At 54.7% G+C, this 18,086-nt stretch carries 13 protein-coding genes; 1 reads left to right on the top strand and 12 read right to left on the bottom strand.

Going from position 1 to position 18,086, the window contains the following annotated elements:
* Positions 1-7: 7 nt before the first annotated feature.
* From rpsG to rpoB, 4 genes are all read right to left on the bottom strand, one after another.
* Positions 8-478, bottom strand: a complete 471-nt coding sequence (gene rpsG / locus ACLTX1_RS07185) for a 30S ribosomal protein S7 (RefSeq protein WP_176821229.1) — start codon at positions 476-478, stop codon at positions 8-10.
* A gap of 187 nt (positions 479-665) precedes the next feature.
* The gene (rpsL, locus tag ACLTX1_RS07180) at positions 666-1,094 is read right to left on the bottom strand and encodes a 30S ribosomal protein S12 (protein ID WP_176821228.1); all 429 of its coding nucleotides are present in this window, start codon (positions 1,092-1,094) and stop codon (positions 666-668) included.
* Positions 1,095-1,292: 198 nt separating this feature from the next.
* Positions 1,293-4,898, bottom strand: coding sequence for a DNA-directed RNA polymerase subunit beta' (rpoC, locus tag ACLTX1_RS07175; RefSeq protein WP_343284237.1), 3,606 nt, complete (start codon positions 4,896-4,898; stop codon positions 1,293-1,295).
* 28 nt (positions 4,899-4,926) lie between these two features.
* Positions 4,927-8,652: a DNA-directed RNA polymerase subunit beta gene (rpoB, locus tag ACLTX1_RS07170; protein ID WP_308448141.1), complete on the bottom strand. Its 3,726-nt coding sequence runs from the start codon at positions 8,650-8,652 to the stop codon at positions 4,927-4,929.
* A 381-nt stretch (positions 8,653-9,033) separates the two neighbouring features.
* Here rpoB and ACLTX1_RS07165 point away from each other — a divergent pair, with 381 nt between their 5' ends.
* The gene (locus ACLTX1_RS07165) at positions 9,034-9,675 is read left to right on the top strand and encodes a hypothetical protein (protein ID WP_412330686.1); all 642 of its coding nucleotides are present in this window, start codon (positions 9,034-9,036) and stop codon (positions 9,673-9,675) included.
* A 220-nt stretch (positions 9,676-9,895) separates the two neighbouring features.
* Here ACLTX1_RS07165 and ACLTX1_RS07160 read toward each other — a convergent pair whose 3' ends face one another.
* The 8 genes from ACLTX1_RS07160 to upp form a co-directional block, all read right to left on the bottom strand.
* On the bottom strand, positions 9,896-10,336 hold the full coding sequence (locus ACLTX1_RS07160; protein ID WP_308448139.1) for an Rrf2 family transcriptional regulator: 441 nt from the start codon (positions 10,334-10,336) through the stop codon (positions 9,896-9,898).
* A 23-nt stretch (positions 10,337-10,359) separates the two neighbouring features.
* Positions 10,360-11,457, bottom strand: a complete 1,098-nt coding sequence (gene rpoD / locus ACLTX1_RS07155; protein ID WP_176821223.1) for an RNA polymerase sigma factor RpoD — start codon at positions 11,455-11,457, stop codon at positions 10,360-10,362.
* Positions 11,458-11,551: 94 nt separating this feature from the next.
* Entirely contained in the window at positions 11,552-13,324 is a 1,773-nt protein-coding gene (dnaG, locus tag ACLTX1_RS07150) for a DNA primase (RefSeq protein ID WP_308448138.1), read from the bottom strand.
* 125 nt (positions 13,325-13,449) lie between these two features.
* A complete protein-coding gene (locus tag ACLTX1_RS07145) occupies positions 13,450-14,073 on the bottom strand; it encodes a YigZ family protein (RefSeq protein ID WP_176821221.1) in 624 nt (207 codons plus the stop codon).
* A 99-nt stretch (positions 14,074-14,172) separates the two neighbouring features.
* Positions 14,173-14,373, bottom strand: coding sequence for a 50S ribosomal protein L31 (gene rpmE / locus ACLTX1_RS07140; RefSeq protein WP_176821220.1), 201 nt, complete (start codon positions 14,371-14,373; stop codon positions 14,173-14,175).
* 166 nt (positions 14,374-14,539) lie between these two features.
* Complete coding sequence (locus ACLTX1_RS07135) at positions 14,540-15,349, bottom strand: M15 family metallopeptidase (RefSeq protein ID WP_412330685.1); 810 nt, start codon at positions 15,347-15,349, stop codon at positions 14,540-14,542.
* Between the two features lie 144 nt (positions 15,350-15,493).
* Positions 15,494-16,969: a uracil-xanthine permease family protein gene (locus tag ACLTX1_RS07130; protein WP_308448136.1), complete on the bottom strand. Its 1,476-nt coding sequence runs from the start codon at positions 16,967-16,969 to the stop codon at positions 15,494-15,496.
* Positions 16,970-17,322: 353 nt separating this feature from the next.
* Complete coding sequence (upp, locus tag ACLTX1_RS07125) at positions 17,323-17,988, bottom strand: uracil phosphoribosyltransferase (RefSeq protein WP_308448135.1); 666 nt, start codon at positions 17,986-17,988, stop codon at positions 17,323-17,325.
* Between the last annotated feature and the right edge of the window lie 98 nt (positions 17,989-18,086).

Genomic DNA, 18,086 nt, shown 5'->3' with positions numbered 1-18,086 from the left:
AGGTAAATTACCATCTGTAATGTGCGAAAGCCTTGTTGGCTTCTGCCATCTTATGCGTATCGTCACGCTTCTTAGCAGCGCCGCCGGCGCCGTTCAGAGCGTCAAGGATCTCTCCGGCCAGTCTCTCCTTCATCGTCTTTTCAGAACGAAGTCTGGAATAGCTCGCCATCCAGCGCAGACCCAGGGTCTGACGTCTCTCCGGACGAACCTCGATCGGAACCTGATAGTTCGCACCGCCAACACGGCGTGCCTTAACCTCCAGGCTCGGCATTACGTTCTCCATAGCCTGCTCGAAAACCTCCAGAGCGTTCTTGCCCGTCTTCTCTTCGACGATCTCGAATGCTTCGTAAACGATCTTCTGAGCTACGCCCTTCTTACCATCATACATGATGTTGTTAATCAGGCGTGTGACCAGTTTGGAATTATACATAGGATCCGGCAAAACATCGCGTTTTGCTACATTGCCTCTTCTTGGCATAGTCTTCCCTCCTTCACATAATAGTATGAATTCATCGGTACTCGAAAGCACAAGCTCCCGCCGGCTAAGAAAAGGTATTTACGCACGATAATCAGTAGCTTATCTATTATAAATACCCTTAAAGCGAATTTCGCTTTTCCGGTCAAAAGTTCATTGTGTAACGATTAAATTTGGCTCTTTAAAGAAATTACTTCTTTGCAGCGCCGGCCTTCGGTCTCTTAGCGCCGTACTTGGAACGAGCCTGCATACGCTTTGCAACACCCTGCGCGTCAAGCGTGCCGCGGATGATGTGGTAACGTACACCAGGAAGGTCCTTAACACGACCGCCACGGATCATAACAACGCTATGCTCCTGCAGGTTGTGACCAACACCCGGGATGTAAGCGGAGACTTCGATACCGTTGGAAAGACGGACTCTGGCAATCTTACGAAGTGCGGAGTTCGGCTTCTTCGGGGTAGCAGTCTTAACAGCAGTGCAGACACCGCGCTTCTGGGGAGAATCCTGATCGATAGCAATTCTCTTCTTGGAGTTCCAACCCTTCAGCAGTGCCGGCGCCTTTGCCTTCTTCTCGGAAACTGCGCGACCTGTGTGAATCAACTGGTTAAATGTGGGCATATTGCACCTCCTTACACAATTTCTATATATGTCATGCGGGTTTATATTGCCCGCAGAACATGCGCCTATACAAAACAGTATCCTGTCCGTACAAAAATCGCGCGGACAGGTCTGTTTTATGCGGTTTCAAAGGCGGTTCTGGCAGAAATTCTCAGATTCCATGCCCACAACACACCATTTGACATTATACACCGCTCATTATTCGTTTGTCAAGCCCTCTTCTGCATTCTGTGCGGAAGTTTTTTCCTCAAAGCTGTTCAAAGCGGCTACGGCCTCCTGGCTTAAAGAGCTGCTCGGCGCCGTCGGCGCAATTTCGACATTGGTGTAGCAGTCCATGCCGGTGCCGGCCGGAATCAGCTTACCGATGATGACGTTCTCCTTCAGGCCAAGCAGCGGGTCTACCTTGCCCTTGATGGCGGCGTCGGTCAGCACGCGTGTGGTCTCCTGGAAGGAAGCAGCGGAAAGGAAGGACTCGGTCGCCAGAGATGCCTTCGTGATACCGAGCAGCGTCGGCGTGAATGTCGCCTCGCGCAGGCCGGTTTCGCCGTTTGCAATTCTTGCGGCGATCTTCTCGTTTTCAAGAAGCGTGTCGTTCTTATCGACGAGCGCGCCGACGAGCAGCGGCGTGTCGCCCGCGTCTTCAATGCGCACCTTGCGCATCATCTGACGAACGATAACTTCGATGTGCTTATCGTTGATATCAACACCCTGCATACGGTAGGTGCGCTGCACTTCCTCAATGAGGTAATCCTGCACCGCCTCCGGGCCGCTGATGGCGAGCACGTCGTGCGGGTTGACGGAGCCTTCGGTCAAGCGGGTGCCCTTTTCAACCACATCGCCCTCTTTTACGCTGAGGCGTGCGCCGAACGGGATGAGGTAGCTGCGCTGGTCGCCATCGCCGCGAACGACAATGTGGCGGTTCTTCTTGACCTCTTCAAAGCCGATCGTACCGCCGATCTCTGCGATGATTGCGAGATGCTTCGGCTTGCGGCTTTCAAACAGCTCACTGACACGCGGAAGACCCTGCGTGATATCTTCTGCGGATGCAACACCGCCGGTATGGAACGTACGCATCGTCAGCTGGGTACCCGGCTCGCCGATGGACTGTGCGGCGATGATACCAACCGCCTCGCCGACCGTGATCGGCTGGCCGTTTGCAAGGGAGGAACCGTAGCACTTCTTGCACACGCCGTGACGGGTGCGGCAGTTCAAAATAGAGCGGATCTTGATGTGCGTCGTGCCGCGGCTGATGATGAGGTCAGCTTCGGCGTCGCCAATCATCTTATCCTTAGAGACGAGCACGTTGCCATTCTCGTCACAGTAATCGTCAAGCAGGTAGCGGCCCACAATACGCTCCTTAAGCGGCTCAATGGACTCGTTACCGGATTTGATTTCGAACACTTCCAGACCCTCGGTCGTACCGCAGTCATCCTGACGAACGATAACATCCTGAGAAACGTCAACCAGACGTCTGGTCAGATAACCGGAGTCAGCCGTTCTCAGAGCCGTATCGGCAAGGCCCTTACGAGCACCACGGGAGGAAATGAAGTATTCCAAAATGTTCAGGCCTTCACGGTAGTTCGCCTTGATCGGAATTTCGATCGTCTTACCGGACGTATTCGCGATCAGACCGCGCATGCCGGCCAGCTGACGGATCTGGTTCATAGAACCACGGGCGCCGGAGTCTGCCATCATGAAGATCGGGTTGTAACGGTCAAGGCCGTCCTGCAGGGCTTTCGTAACGTCGTTCGTCGCCTTTTCCCAAGTCTTCAGAACCGCGCTGTAACGCTCGCCGTCGGAGAGGAAGCCGTCGCGGAAATCTGCGGTAATCTCGCTGATCTCTGCCTCTGCCTTTGCAAGAATCTCCTGCTTCTGCGGCGGAATAGTCGCATCGCAGACAGCAACGGTGATTGCGCCGATGGTGGAATACTTGTAGCCCTGTGCCTTAATGGCATCGAGCATTTCGCTCGTGATTGCCGTGCCGTGCTTTTTGATGCACTTGTCGATGATCTTGCCGAGCTGCTTCTTACCGACGAGGAAATCGACCTCAAACTTGAGGATGTTCTCCGGGTCGGTGCGGTCAACAAAGCCGAGATCCTGCGGGATCGGGCGGTTGAAGATCATGCGGCCCATCGTCGTATCGACAAGACCCGTATATGTCTGGCCGTTGTACTCCACGGTTCTTCTGACCTTGATCTTGGAGTGCAGCGTGATATATTTTGCGTCATACGCCATGAACGCTTCGTCCATGTTGCGGAATACCTTGCCTTCACCGGTCTCTCCGTCCTTATCGAGCGTAAGGTAATAAGAACCGAGAACCATATCCTGCGACGGGACCGCAACAGGGCTGCCGTCGGAAGGCTTTAAGAGGTTGTTTGCAGCCAGCATGAGGAAGCGTGCCTCTGCCTGTGCTTCTGCGGAAAGCGGCACATGCACAGCCATCTGGTCGCCGTCGAAGTCCGCGTTGAACGCGGTGCAGACGAGCGGATGCAGCTTAATGGCGCGGCCCTCAACGAGGACCGGCTCAAACGCCTGAATGCCCAGACGGTGCAGCGTAGGTGCACGGTTCAGCATGACCGGATGGTTCTTGATGACAATCTCCAGTGCGTCCCAAACCTCGCTCTTCGCGCGCTCTACGGCCTTTCTTGCAGCCTTGATGTTGCCGGCGGCACCGGTCTCGACAAGGCGCTTCATAACAAACGGTTTAAAGAGCTCCAGTGCCATTTCCTTCGGCAGGCCGCACTGGTACATTTTCAGCTCCGGGCCAACAACGATAACGGAACGGCCGGAATAGTCAACACGCTTACCGAGCAAGTTCTGACGGAAGCGGCCCTGCTTGCCCTTCAGCATATCGGAAAGGGACTTGAGCGGGCGGTTATTCGGGCCGGTGACCGGTCTGCCGCGGCGGCCGTTGTCGATGAGGGCATCGACGGCTTCCTGCAGCATACGCTTCTCGTTGCGCACGATGATGTCCGGCGCGCCGAGCTCGATGAGTCTCTTCAGACGGTTGTTTCTGTTGATAACTCGTCTGTACAGGTCGTTCAGGTCACTCGTTGCAAAGCGGCCGCCGTCCAACTGTACGAGCGGACGGATATCCGGCGGGATAACCGGCACGGCATCGAGGATCATCCACTCCGGGCGGTTGCCGGAGATACGGAAGGATTCCACAACCTCAAGACGCTTGAGAATGTGCACGCGCTTCTGTCCCTGCGCGGTTTCGAGGTCTTTTTTGAGCTCTTCGCTGAGCTTTTCGCAGTCGATATCCTCGAGCAGCTTCTTCACAGCTTCAGCGCCCATGGACGCCTCGAAGTCGTCCTCATATTTTTCACGCATGTCGCGGTATTCCTTTTCGGTGAGCGTCTGCATCTTAGAGAGCTCACGAACGGAACCCGGATCCGTAACGATGTAAAGTGCGAAATACAGAACCTTTTCCAGTACGCGCGGGGAAAGGTCAAGAATCAGACCCATGCGGGACGGGATGCCCTTAAAGTACCAGATGTGCGAAACCGGCGCTGCAAGCTCAATGTGACCCATGCGCTCACGGCGAACCTTGCTGCGCGTCACTTCAACGCCGCAGCGCTCGCAGACCTTACCCTTAAAGCGGATGCGCTTATACTTGCCGCAATGGCACTCCCAGTCCTTTGTCGGTCCGAAAATGCGCTCGCAGTAAAGGCCGTCGCGCTCCGGCTTCAATGTACGGTAGTTGATGGTCTCGGGCTTCGTGACCTCACCGTACGACCAGGAGCGAATCTGCTCGGGCGATGCAAGGCCGATCTTTATTGATTCAAAAACGTTAAACTCCATATATGCGATCCTTTCCTTTCACCCGAAATTAGAACTCGTCGTCGATGCCGTCAAACAAATCGTTATCGGAGCCTTCAAACTCATCATCGTCGCCGGTAGAGAAGAAGTCGTCCTCTTCCCCGTCTTCGTTCTCGATGGAATAGCCGTCGAAATCGCCGTCCGTTGCGACGTTTTCTTCATCAAAGACCTGATCGCCCGGGGTGAGACCCACATCATCGTCATCGTCGAAGCTCTGGCGCAGGTCAATCTCCTCGTTGTCCTTATCCAGTACCTTGATGTCGAGGCCGAGTGCCTGCAGTTCCTTGATAAGAACGCGGAAGGATTCCGGAATGCCCGGCTTCGGCACGTTCTGGCCCTTAACAATGGCTTCGTAGGTCTTTACACGGCCCACAACGTCGTCGGACTTCACCGTCAGAATCTCCTGCAGGGTGTAAGCCGCGCCGTAAGCCTCCAACGCCCAAACTTCCATTTCGCCGAAGCGCTGGCCGCCGAACTGCGCCTTGCCGCCCAAAGGCTGCTGGGTAACGAGGGCATACGGACCGGTGGAACGGGCGTGAATCTTATCGTCAACAAGATGATGGAGCTTGAGGTAGTACATGTAGCCAACGGTAACCGGGTTATCGAAATACTCGCCGGTACGACCGTCACGCAGACGGAACTTGCCGTCCTCACTCATGCCCGCCATGCGGAAGCACTCGCGGATATCCGCTTCGTGTGCGCCGTCGAATACCGGGGTCATAATCTTCCAGCCGAGTGCGTTTGCCGCCATGCCGAGGTGAACCTCGAGAACCTGTCCGATATTCATACGGGACGGAACGCCCAACGGGTTCAGAACGATGTCAAGCGGTGTACCGTCCGGCAGGAACGGCATCTCTTCCATCGGCAAAATGCGGGAAACAACACCCTTGTTACCGTGGCGGCCGGCCATCTTATCGCCGACGGAGATCTTTCTCTTCTGTGCGATATAGCAGCGCACGACCTTGTTGACGCCGGGGCTCAGCTCATCGCAGTTGTCTCTCGTGAAGACCTTAACGTCCACAATGGTGCCGTACTCGCCGTGCGGAACACGGAGGGACGTATCGCGAACCTCGCGGGCCTTTTCACCGAAGATGGCGCGCAGCAGGCGCTCTTCGGCGGTCAGCTCGGTTTCGCCCTTCGGCGTGACCTTACCAACCAGAATATCGCCGGCGTGAACCTCCGCACCCACACGAATGATGCCGCGGTCATCAAGGTCGCGCAGCAGATCTTCGTTGACGTTCGGGATGTCGCGGGTAATCTCTTCCGCGCCGAGCTTTGTATCTCTGGCTTCCATCTCATACTCTTCGATATGGATGGAGGTATAAACGTCGTCGCGTACGATTTTCTCGTTTAGCAGAACGGCGTCCTCGTAGTTGTAGCCTTCCCAGGTCATGAAGCCGATGAGCGCGTTCTTGCCAAGCGCGATCTCGCCGTTCTTAATGGCCGGGCCGTCCGCCAGAACATCGCCCACTTCAACGCGGTCGCCGCGGTTGACGATCGGGACCTGGTTGATGCAGGTGCTCTGGTTGGAACGCATGAACTTTGTGACGACATAGTCGTCGATATCGCCGTTATCGGTCGTCACGCGAATGAGGTCTGCACTGACGCTCTTAACGACACCTGCGCGTTCGCACAGGACGCAGACGCCGGAGTCGACGCCTGCTTTATACTCCATGCCGGTACCGACGATCGGAGACTCGGTGCGGAGCAGCGGAACTGCCTGACGCTGCATGTTCGCGCCCATCAGAGCACGGTTCGCGTCATCGTTTTCGAGGAACGGGATCATCGCCGTTGCAACGGAGAAGACCATACGCGGGGAAATATCCATGTAATCGACGCGGGTCGGCTCAACCTGAATGAACTCGCCCTTGAAACGTGCGAGAACGCTGTCGTTTGCAAAGGTGTTGTCTTCATTCAGCTTTTCGTTTGCCTGCGCAACGATGAACTCGTCTTCCACGTCCGCCGTCATGTAAACGACTTCGTTCGTAACCTTGCCCGTCGCCTTATCAATCTTTCTGTACGGCGCTTCAATGAAGCCGTAGTGGTTGATTCTTGCGAACGTTGCAAGATAGGAGATCAGACCGATGTTCTGACCTTCCGGGGATTCGATCGGGCACATGCGGCCGTAGTGTGTGTAGTGAACGTCTCGAACCTCGAAGCTCGCACGGTCACGGGAAAGGCCGCCCGGGCCCAAAGCGGAGAGACGGCGCTTATGCGTCAGCTCTGCCAGCGGGTTCGTCTGGTCCATGAACTGGGACAGCGGAGAAGAACCGAAGAATTCCTTGATCGCTGCAACGACCGGACGGATATTGATGAGAGAATGCGGTGTAAGGGATTCCATATCCTGACCTTGCAGCGTCATGCGCTCGCGGATCACGCGCTCCAAGCGGGAGAAGCCGATGCGGAACTGGTTCTGCAGCAGCTCGCCGACGGAACGGATACGGCGGTTGCCGAGCTGGTCGATATCGTCCGTAAAGCCGAGACCGACAGCAAGGCAGGTCATGTAGTTGATGGAGGAGAAAATATCATCAATGATGATGTGGTTCGGGATCAACTCGTCATGACGTGCGGTGAGCTGCTCTTTGAGCTTCTCTTCGTCGTCGCCGCACTCTTCGAGAATCTCGGAGAGCACTGCGTAGCGCACACGTTCGTTGATGCCGCACTCTGCCTCTGCATCAAAGGAAACGTATTTTGCGATATCGACCATGCCGTTCGAGATGACCTTCGTCTCCTTGTCGTCCTCAAGGGCAACCCAGGCGGTGGTCACACCGGCGTTGTCGATGTCTTCGGCAAGCGTGCGGGACACAACGGTGCCCGCCTCTGCCATCACCTCGCCGGTCGCCGGGTTGACGATCGGGCGGGAAAGCTGACGGCCGGTGATTCTGCCGGCAAGGTTCAGCTTCTTATTGTACTTATAACGGCCGACTCTGGAGAGGTCGTAGCGTCTCGGGTCGAAGAACAGGCCGTTCAAATGGAACTGCGCGCTTTCAACCGTGGGCGGCTCGCTCGGACGGAGCTTTCTGTACACCTCAAAGAGGCCTTCCTCCATGGTGTGCGTGGTATCCTTATCGATGGTCGCAAGGATGCGCTCGTCTTCGCCGAAGTATTCCTTGATCTCTTCGTCGGTGCCGAGACCGAGTGCGCGGATGAACGCGGTCATCGGAAGCTTTCTGTTTTTATCGATACGCACGTAGAGTACGTCGTTCACATCGTTTTCGTACTCCAGCCATGCGCCGCGGTTCGGAATGACGGTGGAAGAGAAAAGCTGTTTGCCTGTTTTATCGTACTCCATCTTATAATAGACGCCCGGAGAACGAACAAGCTGGGAAACGATAACACGTTCTGCGCCGTTGATCACAAAGGTGCCGGACGGTGTCATCAGCGGGAAATCGCCCATGAAGACTTCAGATTCCTTGATCTCGCCCGTTTCCTTGTTGAGAAGGCGTGCAGTGACGCGCAGGGCTGCCGCATAGGTAGCATCGCGCTCTTTGCATTCCGTTACCGTGTAATTGGGTTTTTCGTCGAGCTTGTAGTTCACGAAGTCCAGAACCAGATTTCCGTTGAAATCCGTAATGCCGGAGACGTCGTCAAAAACTTCCCTCAGACCTTCCTTCAGGAACCAGTCGTAGGAATTTTTCTGAATCTCGATCAGGTTCGGCATATCGAGAACTTCATTGATGTGCGAGAAGCTCATGCGTGTGTTCTTGCCAAGCTGTACCGGCTTAACATTCACCATTGACTCAACCACTCCATTCTTAGTATTTGACCCGTGTTTTTAAGCAAAATCACTTAAAAACGGCGGAAAGAATATCCGTTCATGTGAATTTTATAGATTATGCTTGATTATTTTTCGGAACTGTGTTATAATGCAGATCAGAGAAAGAAATGGCATATCTATCCATGATGATACATTGTAATATGATACACCGTATCTGTGGATTTGTCAAGCCTTTTCCCGAAATTTTTCGAGTTTTATTCCCTTTTTCTTTTCTCAAATTCCAAAGCAGAATAAATTGAATTTTGACCCGTATACCCGATAGCACATGGACCTTGTAAACTGCAATCGGGCTTTATTTTTATCCGCTGCTAATCATTTTAATTTGAGGAGGAACACTGTATGAAAAAGCATTTCGCAAAGCAGATTTTCGCCGCTGCCCTTGCAATCAGCTTCGTGTGCGGGCTTTCGGCATGCCGTGAACGCGAAGAAGAGCAACTCACGTTAAAGCCGGTGATTTATCTTTATCCGGAAGAAAAAACGGACATCTCGGTTACGCTCGCGTACGACGGAACGCTCACTTGCACCTACCCGAATTACAAAACCGGCTGGCATGTTTCGGCGAAACCTGACGGTACTCTGACGGACGAGGACGGCCAAACGTATAACTACCTGTACTGGGAAGGCACGGACAGCGCGGAATACGATCTTTCCCACGGCTTCTGCGTAGCGGGCAGCGACACCGCCGCTTTCCTCGAAAATGCCTTGCGCGACCTCGGACTCACCCGCAAAGAAGCGAATGAATTCATCGTGTACTGGCTTCCCCAGATGCAGGAAAATCCCTATAATCTCATCGCGTTTCAGTCCGACTGCTATACGCAGGTGGCGCAGCTGGATATCTCCCCCGCGCCCGACACGCTCCTTCGGGTCTTCATGGCGTGGAAACCGCTTGAAGAGAAAGTCGACATTCCCGCGCAAACGCTCACCGCTCCCACCCGCGACGGCTTCACAGCGGTGGAATGGGGCGGCAGCCGCATAAACTGAGCCGCAGCTCTTGCCCGTGCAGCGTCTCACGGCGTTCACACCGCTTAAAAACACGCAAAACCTTCCCGGTTTCCAAGCGGAAACGAAACCGGGAAGGTTTTTGTTTTGTTGATGTTGAATTTTGGATGCCGAAGAAATTAAGTTAAAAAGCGAAAGCCACTTTCAAAACGAATTCTTGCGTTTTAAGTATGTACTTGCGTGTACTTTTACGCGGATTCGCTTACGTTTCTGCCTCTTTCCCCTCGCCTTTTTCGTCCGCCTCGGTATCCTCGCAGGCACAGATGGACGCGAACGTGTAGGACTCCAGCTTATTGCGCACAAGCTGCGAGACCTCACCGTAGATGTGATGCAAACGGCACGAGGTGCGCTGGCAGCTGTACGCATCGCCCTGGCAGCGGGAAATCATATACGGCCCCTCCACCGCCTCGATCACGCTGCGCAGCGTGATCTCCTTCGGCGGCTTTGCAAGCTCATAGCCGCCCTTTGCGCCCTTATACGAGCGCACGATGCCGTCCGAAACGAGCGTGCGCAGAATCTTCAGCGTAAAGCGCAGCGTGACGCTTGTGCGCTCCGAGATCGTTTTGGCATCTGCGCGCCCGGGGTTCACGGCCAAAAATTCCACGATGCGGACTGCGTAGTCCGCTTCCAGTGTCATGTGCATGGTATGTGCCTATCCTTTCGGGATCAATCCAGAAAATCCTTCAGCTTCTTGCTGCGGCTCGGGTGACGGAGCTTTCTGAGCGCCTTTGCTTCAATCTGGCGGATACGCTCACGGGTGACATTGAATTCCTTGCCCACTTCCTCGAGCGTGCGGCTTCTGCCGTCCTCAAGGCCGAAGCGCAGGCGCAGCACCTTTTCCTCACGCGGGGTGAGGGAATCGAGCACATCGCCGAGCGTTTCGCGCAGCAGCGTATGGGAAGCGGCATCTGCCGGGGCCGGTGCGTCGTCATCCGGGATAAAGTCGCCGAGGTGGCTGTCCTCTTCCTCGCCGATCGGCGTTTCAAGGGAGACAGGCTCCTGCGCGACGCGCATGATCTCGCGCACTTTATCAACCGGCATATCGAGCTCGTCGGAGATTTCCTCCGCGGTCGGCTCGTGGCCGCTCGTGTGGAGCAGCTGGCTGGAGACCTTCTTCACCTTATTGATGGTCTCCACCATGTGCACCGGGATACGGATGGTGCGGGCCTGGTCGGCGATGGCGCGCGTGATGGCCTGACGAATCCACCACGTTGCGTAGGTGGAGAACTTGAATCCCTTTGTATAATCGAACTTTTCAACAGCCTTGATGAGGCCGAGATTGCCCTCCTGAATGAGGTCAAGGAACTGCATGCCACGGCCGAGATAGCGCTTCGCGATGCTGACGACAAGACGCAGGTTCGCTTCGGAAAGGCGCTTCTTCGCGGCTTCGTCGCCGTCCTTGATGGCGATGGCAAGGCGCACTTCTTCTTCGGAGGAAAGCAGCGGCACGCGGCCGATCTCTTTCAGGTAAACTTTGACCGGGTCATCGATGGCGACGCCTTCCATGCCCATGCCGGCATCAAAATCGTCCGTATCTGCGCCGGATACTTTGGAAAGGTCGATGTCATCAATCTGGATATCGCTGAAGTCATCGATAATCTCAATGCCGTGCGATTCCAGTGTATCATAGAATTTTTCAATGTGCTCCGGGTCGAAATCCAATTCGCCGATGGCGTCGAGGATCTCCTTTGTGGTGAGCTGGCCTTTGCTTTTGCCGAGCTCAATCAGATCGCGGATCACGGTTTTCTTATCGGGTGCTGCCATAGTTTATCATACCTTTCCTGTGTTTTCCCTTATTCCCTCGGCAGCGTCTGCACGCTGCCTTTTTATCTCCATTCTGTTTTAAAGCATAACGTTCCTATTTTTTCTGTTTGCGCAGTGCATCGAGCTGCGCCTGCAGGTCGGCGGGGTTCGCACCACGCACCTTATCGGTATCGGTCAACGCGCCTTCGCTCAAAATGATCTGCACGTATTCTTCCGCGTCTTTGGCGGTGATGCCGGCGTTTTCCTGCACAATCTTCGCAAGGCGGCCCATTTCGTCCGGCGTACATTCCGCCGAAAAGTCTGTAATCTGCGGTGATGTGACCGTTTCTTCGTTTATAATCTTGCCCAGGAGGCTCTGATATAACCGGCGATTGAACGCCGTCACGAATTTTTCGGGCGGCACGCGGCGGTTCAGGCTCTGTGCGAGGTCATTATTGTGGAAAAGGCACGCGATGAGCCGCTCTTCGGCGTTGGCCACGCGGACATAGCGGCGCTTTTCGGGGTTTACGGTATCGCGCCGCGCGGAAAGCTGCTCCGTCATGTCCCTTTGCTGCTGCCGCTGCGCCGCACGCGCTTTTTTGCGCACGGAAACGGACATCTGCTGCAAAATGGCGTTTTTGTCAACATTCAATTCCTGCGAAAGGCGACTGACGTACACGTCGCGCTCAATGGCGTTTTCAAGGCCCGCCAGCAGCTCTACGGCGGCCATCAGGTATTGAATACGCCCGTTTTCGTTGCTTAAATCATACCCGCTTTTCAGCTTTGCAAGGCGGTATTCCACATCGTTGCCGCTTTGCTCAATGAGCCTACGGAAACGCGCCGCGCCTTCATCACCGCATGCGTTGATGAACTCGTCCGGGTCTTTGTTGCCGGGCACGGCCATGACGCGCACCAAAAGCCCTGCGCCGCGCAGAATGGGAATGGCGCGCTGTGCGGCCTTTTGACCGGCTTCGTCGGAATCGTAGCAAATGACGACCTCTTTCGCATAGCGGGCAATGATGCGCGCCTGCTCTGCGGTGAGTGCCGTGCCGAGCGACGCAATGGCGTTTTCAATGCCCGCTTTGTGCAGCGAGATGACGTCCATATAGCCTTCAGCCAAAATGATGCGGTCGTTTTCGAGCGCGTTTTTTGCAAAATTCATCGCGAAAAGACCGCTGCTCTTGTGGTAGACCGGGGTATCCGATGTATTTATGTACTTCGGCTTTTCGTTTGTCAAAATGCGCCCGCCGAACGCGACCACGTTGCCGCGCAGATCAATGATAGGAAACATGACGCGTGCGTGGAAACGATCCATCGCGCGGCCGGAGCGCGTCTCCACCGCGACGTTCGCCGCAATCATCTCGCGCTCGGAATAGCCCTTGGAGCGCAGGTGATTAACGAGCGCAAAGCGGCTTTCCGGCGCCCAGCCGAGCCCGAAATGGCGGATCATTTTCATGGGCAGGCGTCTGCGCGCGAAATAATCAAGCCCCGGCTTACCCTCCGGGCTTAAAAGCGCGCTGTGGAAAAAGCGGGCGGATTCGCGGTTGATTTCCAGCACGCGCTGACGCAGGCGGCTCATGGAATCGTCCACGCCCTGCTCCGGCATTTGCAGCCCCACGCGGTCCGCGAGCATTTTCACGGCCTCGATGTAATCGAGATTTTCAATCTTACGGATGAATGTGATGACATCGCCGCCCGCGCCGCAGCCGAAACAGTAAAACGAGTTATTCTCCGGGTAGACGTTGAAGGACGGTGATTTTTCGTTGTGGAAGGGACACAGTCCCACCATGTTTTTGCCGCGCCGCTTTAGGTTGACATACGAGGAAACGATGTCTGTAATGTCGCAGCGCGATTTTAAGTCCTGCATAAAGGACTCCGGCAACGGCATTCCACCGCCCCCTTTCGTGACCGCCGGCGCGATGCCGTTGGGATTACGGGCAAAGCTCGGAGCAAAACGCCCTGATTTTTGCCCTCATAGTATTATATACGCCGCAAACGGCGAAATTACTTCTTTTATTCTTCAAATTCAAAAAATTTTTTTCCGTCTTCTGTCACATCGACCTGCCCATTTGTGGCATCCGCAAGTTTTTTGCGGAATGTGCCGAGCAGCTCGGGCGCCAAATGAAATTTGACGGTGACTTTTTCCTCAAAGACCGTATCGTCCGTCACGCCGCCGCATTCCGGAACAAGCGATGCAACGCGGCCGTACCGGCCGTAATCGCAGGTGAGCGACAACAGCAGGCACTCGCGCATGGTAATGATCTGTGCCGCCTGCAGGGCGATGGACGCGGTGTGCGAATACGCGCGAACGAGACCGCCGCCCCCGAGCAGAATGCCGCCGAAATAGCGCGTGGCAACCGTGACGACATCCGTAACGCCGCTTTTGCGCAGGACATCCAGCACCGGCATACCGGCCGTGCCCTGCGGCTCGCCGTCATCCGAAAAGCGCATGGTGCCGTCGCGCAGGATATACGCATAGACGTTGTGACTGGCATCCCAGTGCTCGGATTTTTTGGACGTGATGAAATCGAGCGCCTCCTGCTCGGTCTGCACCGGGCAGGCATAACCGATGAAACGCGATCGCTTTTCCACAAACTGGTCCTGCGCGTTTTTCCGCACGGTTTTGTACTCTGCCATTTTTACCGCTCCCCTCTGTTTTGAAACGAACGCGATTTGCCTTTGGAGAAAAAATGGGCGATGCCCGAAAGAGCACCGCCCTGAACGATCCATATAAATTTACTTCGTGATACCGTAGCGCTTGTTGAACATATCAACACGACCGCTTGTATCAACCAGCTTCTGCTTACCCGTAAAGAACGGATGGCACTTGGAGCAAATTTCAACGCGGATGTCCTTCTTTGTGGAACGCGTGTGAATCACATTGCCGCATGCGCAGGTAATGGTCGTTTCCTGGTAGTCCGGATGTATATTCTTCATATCTGTCACCTCTTTCGGTTGATCTGCGGTTAGTCGGTTAACAGCGAAGTTAACACATAAACATAGCGCTAATTATGTTAGCACAAAAAATTCTAAAATGCAAGGTCTTTTTCAAAAAAACAGAAAACTTTTTTCTTTTTCTTCCCGAAAGCATCCGTTTTTTTCGTTAGGCGCCGATGTAGCGAAGGTATTCTTCGAGGCAAAAGGAGAGTCTGCGGATGGCGGCGGCGTGCTCTGTGCCGACATAGCGCAGGACAAGATCATTGCGTTTAATTCCGGTTTCATCCTCTTTTCCGGCTGGATAGCGGAACACAAAGCCGTAATGCGCCATGTTTCTTTGCAGCCAGCCGTAGGTATCCGTTGTCGAAAACGTTGCGGGGTCGTCCTGCACAGTGATGCACAGGCCGCTTTGCAGGTCGCTTGTGCCGGGCGCGGACACGGTGGATTTTGCGTCTTCGCGCGCCATAATCTTGGTGGAACCTGCCGCGATAAGGCGCTCGACTTCGGCGTTATAAAGCGCTTCCTGCTCTGCATAGGACACATAGCCGCCGGAAAACTTGAGCGTGACACCGTCTGCTTTTGCGGCATCGCACAGTGCGGTGAGTGCCGGCACAATGCGGGCATCGACCGTGACGCTGTCAAACTCGGCGGTCTCCTCGGGGGCGAAATCCGCGTCCGCAGGGTGGTCTTCGTTGATGACGAACAGATTCACGCTGTCCTCGAGCATAGGCAAGTCGTTTTCCTCCGTGCTTGCAGCGGGGGACGCGGTGGGCAGTACGGTGGCCTGCGGCAGGGAATCCTCCGGATCTTCGGGCGGGAAAAGCACCGGCAAACCCCACATGACAAACAGTGCAAGCGCCATGAAAGCGGCGGCGCAGATAAGCAGAATGCCCGTCCAACGCTTTAGGTTCATAATGCGCTCCAAATGCAGCGGATGCGGCTTTTGGATGGGGCTGTATTTTTTTCGTTTCCGCACGGTGCTCTCCCCTTTCTTTCGGTATCTTTTATTATTATATCGGATGACGGGAAAAAAGCAAGTCGAATTCCTTTACAACAGAAAAACGCCCGAGCCGTGAAGCCCGGGCGCTGTGCATTTCAGTTAACGCTATTTTTTGAAGAATTACTTCTTTTTGCTTTTACGGGAGGGGATCTCGGTGGTTTCCGGGTCTACCTTTCCCATTTCGGAAGCTGCACTGCTAAGACCGTCCTCGCCGCTGCTGAGCTTGCCGTTATTGACGATGAGGTTCGTGACAATGCCGACGATGAGGGCAACAGCCAAAGACGTGATGTTCAGCAGAGCGCCGCCGGTGATGCTGTTCGTGCCGAAGCCGAAGTACAAACCGCCGATGCCGCAGACGAGGATGGAGCTGACGACGAACAGGTTCTTACTGTTGCCGAGATCAACACGGTGGAGCATCTGGAGACCGGAAACGGCGATGAAGCCGTAGAGCGCGATGCACGCGCCGCCCATGACGCACTTCGGAATGGAGTTAATGAGCACGACGAACGGAGTGAAGAAGGAAAGCACCATGCAGCCGAGTGCCGCGGTGAGGATGGAAACGACGGAAGCGTTGCCGGTGATGGCGATGCAGCCGATGGACTCGCCGTAGGTGGTGTTTGCACAGCCGCCGAAGAACGCGCCCACAATGGAGCCGAGGCCGTCGCCGATGAGGGTCTTATCGAGGCCCGGGTCTGCGATGAGGTCGCGGTTGACAACCGTGCTGAGGTTCTTGTGGTCAGCGATGTGCTGTGCGAGCTCGACGACGCCGATCGGAATGTAGATCATGGCGATGTTGCCGATGGCAGCCGCATCAAGCGGATACTGGCCGTTCGTCTCGATTGCTTTGAGGAAGAAGAACTTCGGATAATCGACGATGCTGGTGATGCTGAATGTGCCGAATGCATCGATGAACGGCTGGAAGGAAAGGAGCTTGAGGCTCTCTGTGCCCGTTGCCATACCGATGATTGTAAAGACGAGTGCAAGTGCATAGCCCGCGCCGATGCCGACGATAAACGGAATGAGCTTGACGGTTTTGGAGCCCTTAACGGACGCAATGACAATCATGAAGAAGGTGAAGATGCCGCAGATGATGGCAGCCCAGTTGTAGGTCTCGCCGTATACGACAGCTGCCGCGCCGTTGCCCATGATCCAGCTTGTTGCCGTGCCGGAGAGGGACAGACCGATGAGCGCGACGATCGGCCCGATGATGACGGACGGCATCAGCTTATTGACCCAACCGGAGCCGACGACCTTGATGACAAGACCGATGATGACGTAAACAAGGCCTGCGAACGCAACGCCGATGAGCATGCCCCAGTAGCCGTAATTCTGACCGATTGTAGCCGCATACGCGCCGAGGAAGGTGAACGAGGAGCCGAGGAATACCGGGCTTCTGCGCTTGGTGCAGAACAGGTATACGATGGTGCCGATGCCCGCGCCGAACAGTGCGGCTGCGGCGTCTGCCTGCAGGCCGTAGCTGGTGACAAGCAGCGGTACGAGCAGCGTAGCCGCCATGATGGCGATCATCTGCTGGAATGCGAAGACCAGTGTTTTGCTGAACTTCGGCTTATCTTCGATGCCGTAAATCAACTTCATGAAATCATTTCCTTTCTTCCGAACCGTGGTTTCATTTCTTACCCCAAAACACGTTCTCTTCTCCCCTATGCTTTTCCGAGCATAAAGAAAAGCTCTGCCTGTAAAATGGGCAGAGCTTGAGCCTTGTCAGCACGCCGTCTGTAAAGACGTATTAAGAGTCAATCTTGCCAATATCACAGTATCGGGGTTAAAGATCGTATTTCGTTTTCCAACACTAAACTATAGCACAACATTCGACGAAAGTCAACGTAATTCGCGCACTTGTGAATAGTTTGTGAATATTCATCAAAAAAGGCCGCACAAGACAGTAAAAGCTCTTCGAACCATGCGAAGAGCTTTTACGTTTACAAGGATTACTGGTTTTTATTCGGTTTATAGCTGACTGTGCCGCACAGGCGATCGCCTGCGTCGCCGGCTGCGGTGGGAATGTAGCCGTTCTCGTTCAGCGGGCCAGGTGCGTAGTTTGCCGCGTAGATTTTGACATCCGGGTGCTTTTCATACAGCAGCTTGATGCCTACTTCGGACGCGAAAATGCACATGAACTTGATGTTCTTGCAGCCTGCGTCCTTTAAAAACTGGATGGCTGCATCTGCGCTGCCGCCTGTTGCAAGCGCCGGATCAACAACGACGACGGGGCCGTCTGCGGTATCGACCGGAAGCTTAAAGTAATACGTCATCGGCTTTAGGGTTTCCTCGTCGCGGTAAAGGCCGATGTGACCGACCTTTGCCGTAGGCGAAAGCTCACGCAGGCCGTCTACCATGCCGAGGCCGGCGCGCAGAATCGGAACGATGGTGAAATCCTCTGCAAGCACCGGGGTAATGATCTTCTGCAGCGGCGCCTGGATCTCCACGTCCTTCGTTTTGAGCTCCTTGAGTGTCTCATAGCCCATAAGCATGGCAAGCTCTTTGACGAGTTCGCTGAATTCCTTGGTGCCGGTGTTAACGTCGCACAGGTGGCTGACCTTGTGCTTGATGAGCGGGTGGTTGAAAACCGTAAGATTGGAAAGATATGCTTCCATGTTTGACCTTCCTTAGTCCGTAAGACGGCGCACCGCCTTGTTTCGTTTATTTTCAAAGCATATCATAGCACACGCTTTGACAAAAATCAACCGAAAGA

This window comes from Hominenteromicrobium sp. (assembly GCF_046974225.1).
Lineage (GTDB): Bacteria > Bacillota > Clostridia > Oscillospirales > Acutalibacteraceae > Hominenteromicrobium > Hominenteromicrobium mulieris.
Note: the sequence above shows the minus strand (reverse complement) of the source record. Positions and strands in the feature narration are given on the sequence as shown.

Bases quoted from the DNA above. Each gene is read 5' to 3' on its own strand.
- rpsG (WP_176821229.1), bottom strand. From the start codon at position 478: ATGCCAAGAAGAGGCAATGTAGCAAAACGCGATGTTTTGCCGGATCCT.
- rpsL (WP_176821228.1), bottom strand. From the start codon at position 1,094: ATGCCCACATTTAACCAGTTGATTCACACAGGTCGCGCAGTTTCCGAG.
- rpoC (WP_343284237.1), bottom strand. From the start codon at position 4,898: ATGGAGTTTAACGTTTTTGAATCAATAAAGATCGGCCTTGCATCGCCC.
- rpoB (WP_308448141.1), bottom strand. From the start codon at position 8,652: ATGGTGAATGTTAAGCCGGTACAGCTTGGCAAGAACACACGCATGAGC.
- ACLTX1_RS07165 (WP_412330686.1), top strand. From the start codon at position 9,034: ATGAAAAAGCATTTCGCAAAGCAGATTTTCGCCGCTGCCCTTGCAATC.
- ACLTX1_RS07160 (WP_308448139.1), bottom strand. From the start codon at position 10,336: ATGCACATGACACTGGAAGCGGACTACGCAGTCCGCATCGTGGAATTT.
- rpoD (WP_176821223.1), bottom strand. From the start codon at position 11,457: ATGGCAGCACCCGATAAGAAAACCGTGATCCGCGATCTGATTGAGCTC.
- dnaG (WP_308448138.1), bottom strand. From the start codon at position 13,324: ATGCCGTTGCCGGAGTCCTTTATGCAGGACTTAAAATCGCGCTGCGAC.
- ACLTX1_RS07145 (WP_176821221.1), bottom strand. From the start codon at position 14,073: ATGGCAGAGTACAAAACCGTGCGGAAAAACGCGCAGGACCAGTTTGTG.
- rpmE (WP_176821220.1), bottom strand. From the start codon at position 14,373: ATGAAGAATATACATCCGGACTACCAGGAAACGACCATTACCTGCGCA.
- ACLTX1_RS07130 (WP_308448136.1), bottom strand. From the start codon at position 16,969: ATGAAGTTGATTTACGGCATCGAAGATAAGCCGAAGTTCAGCAAAACA.
- upp (WP_308448135.1), bottom strand. From the start codon at position 17,988: ATGGAAGCATATCTTTCCAATCTTACGGTTTTCAACCACCCGCTCATC.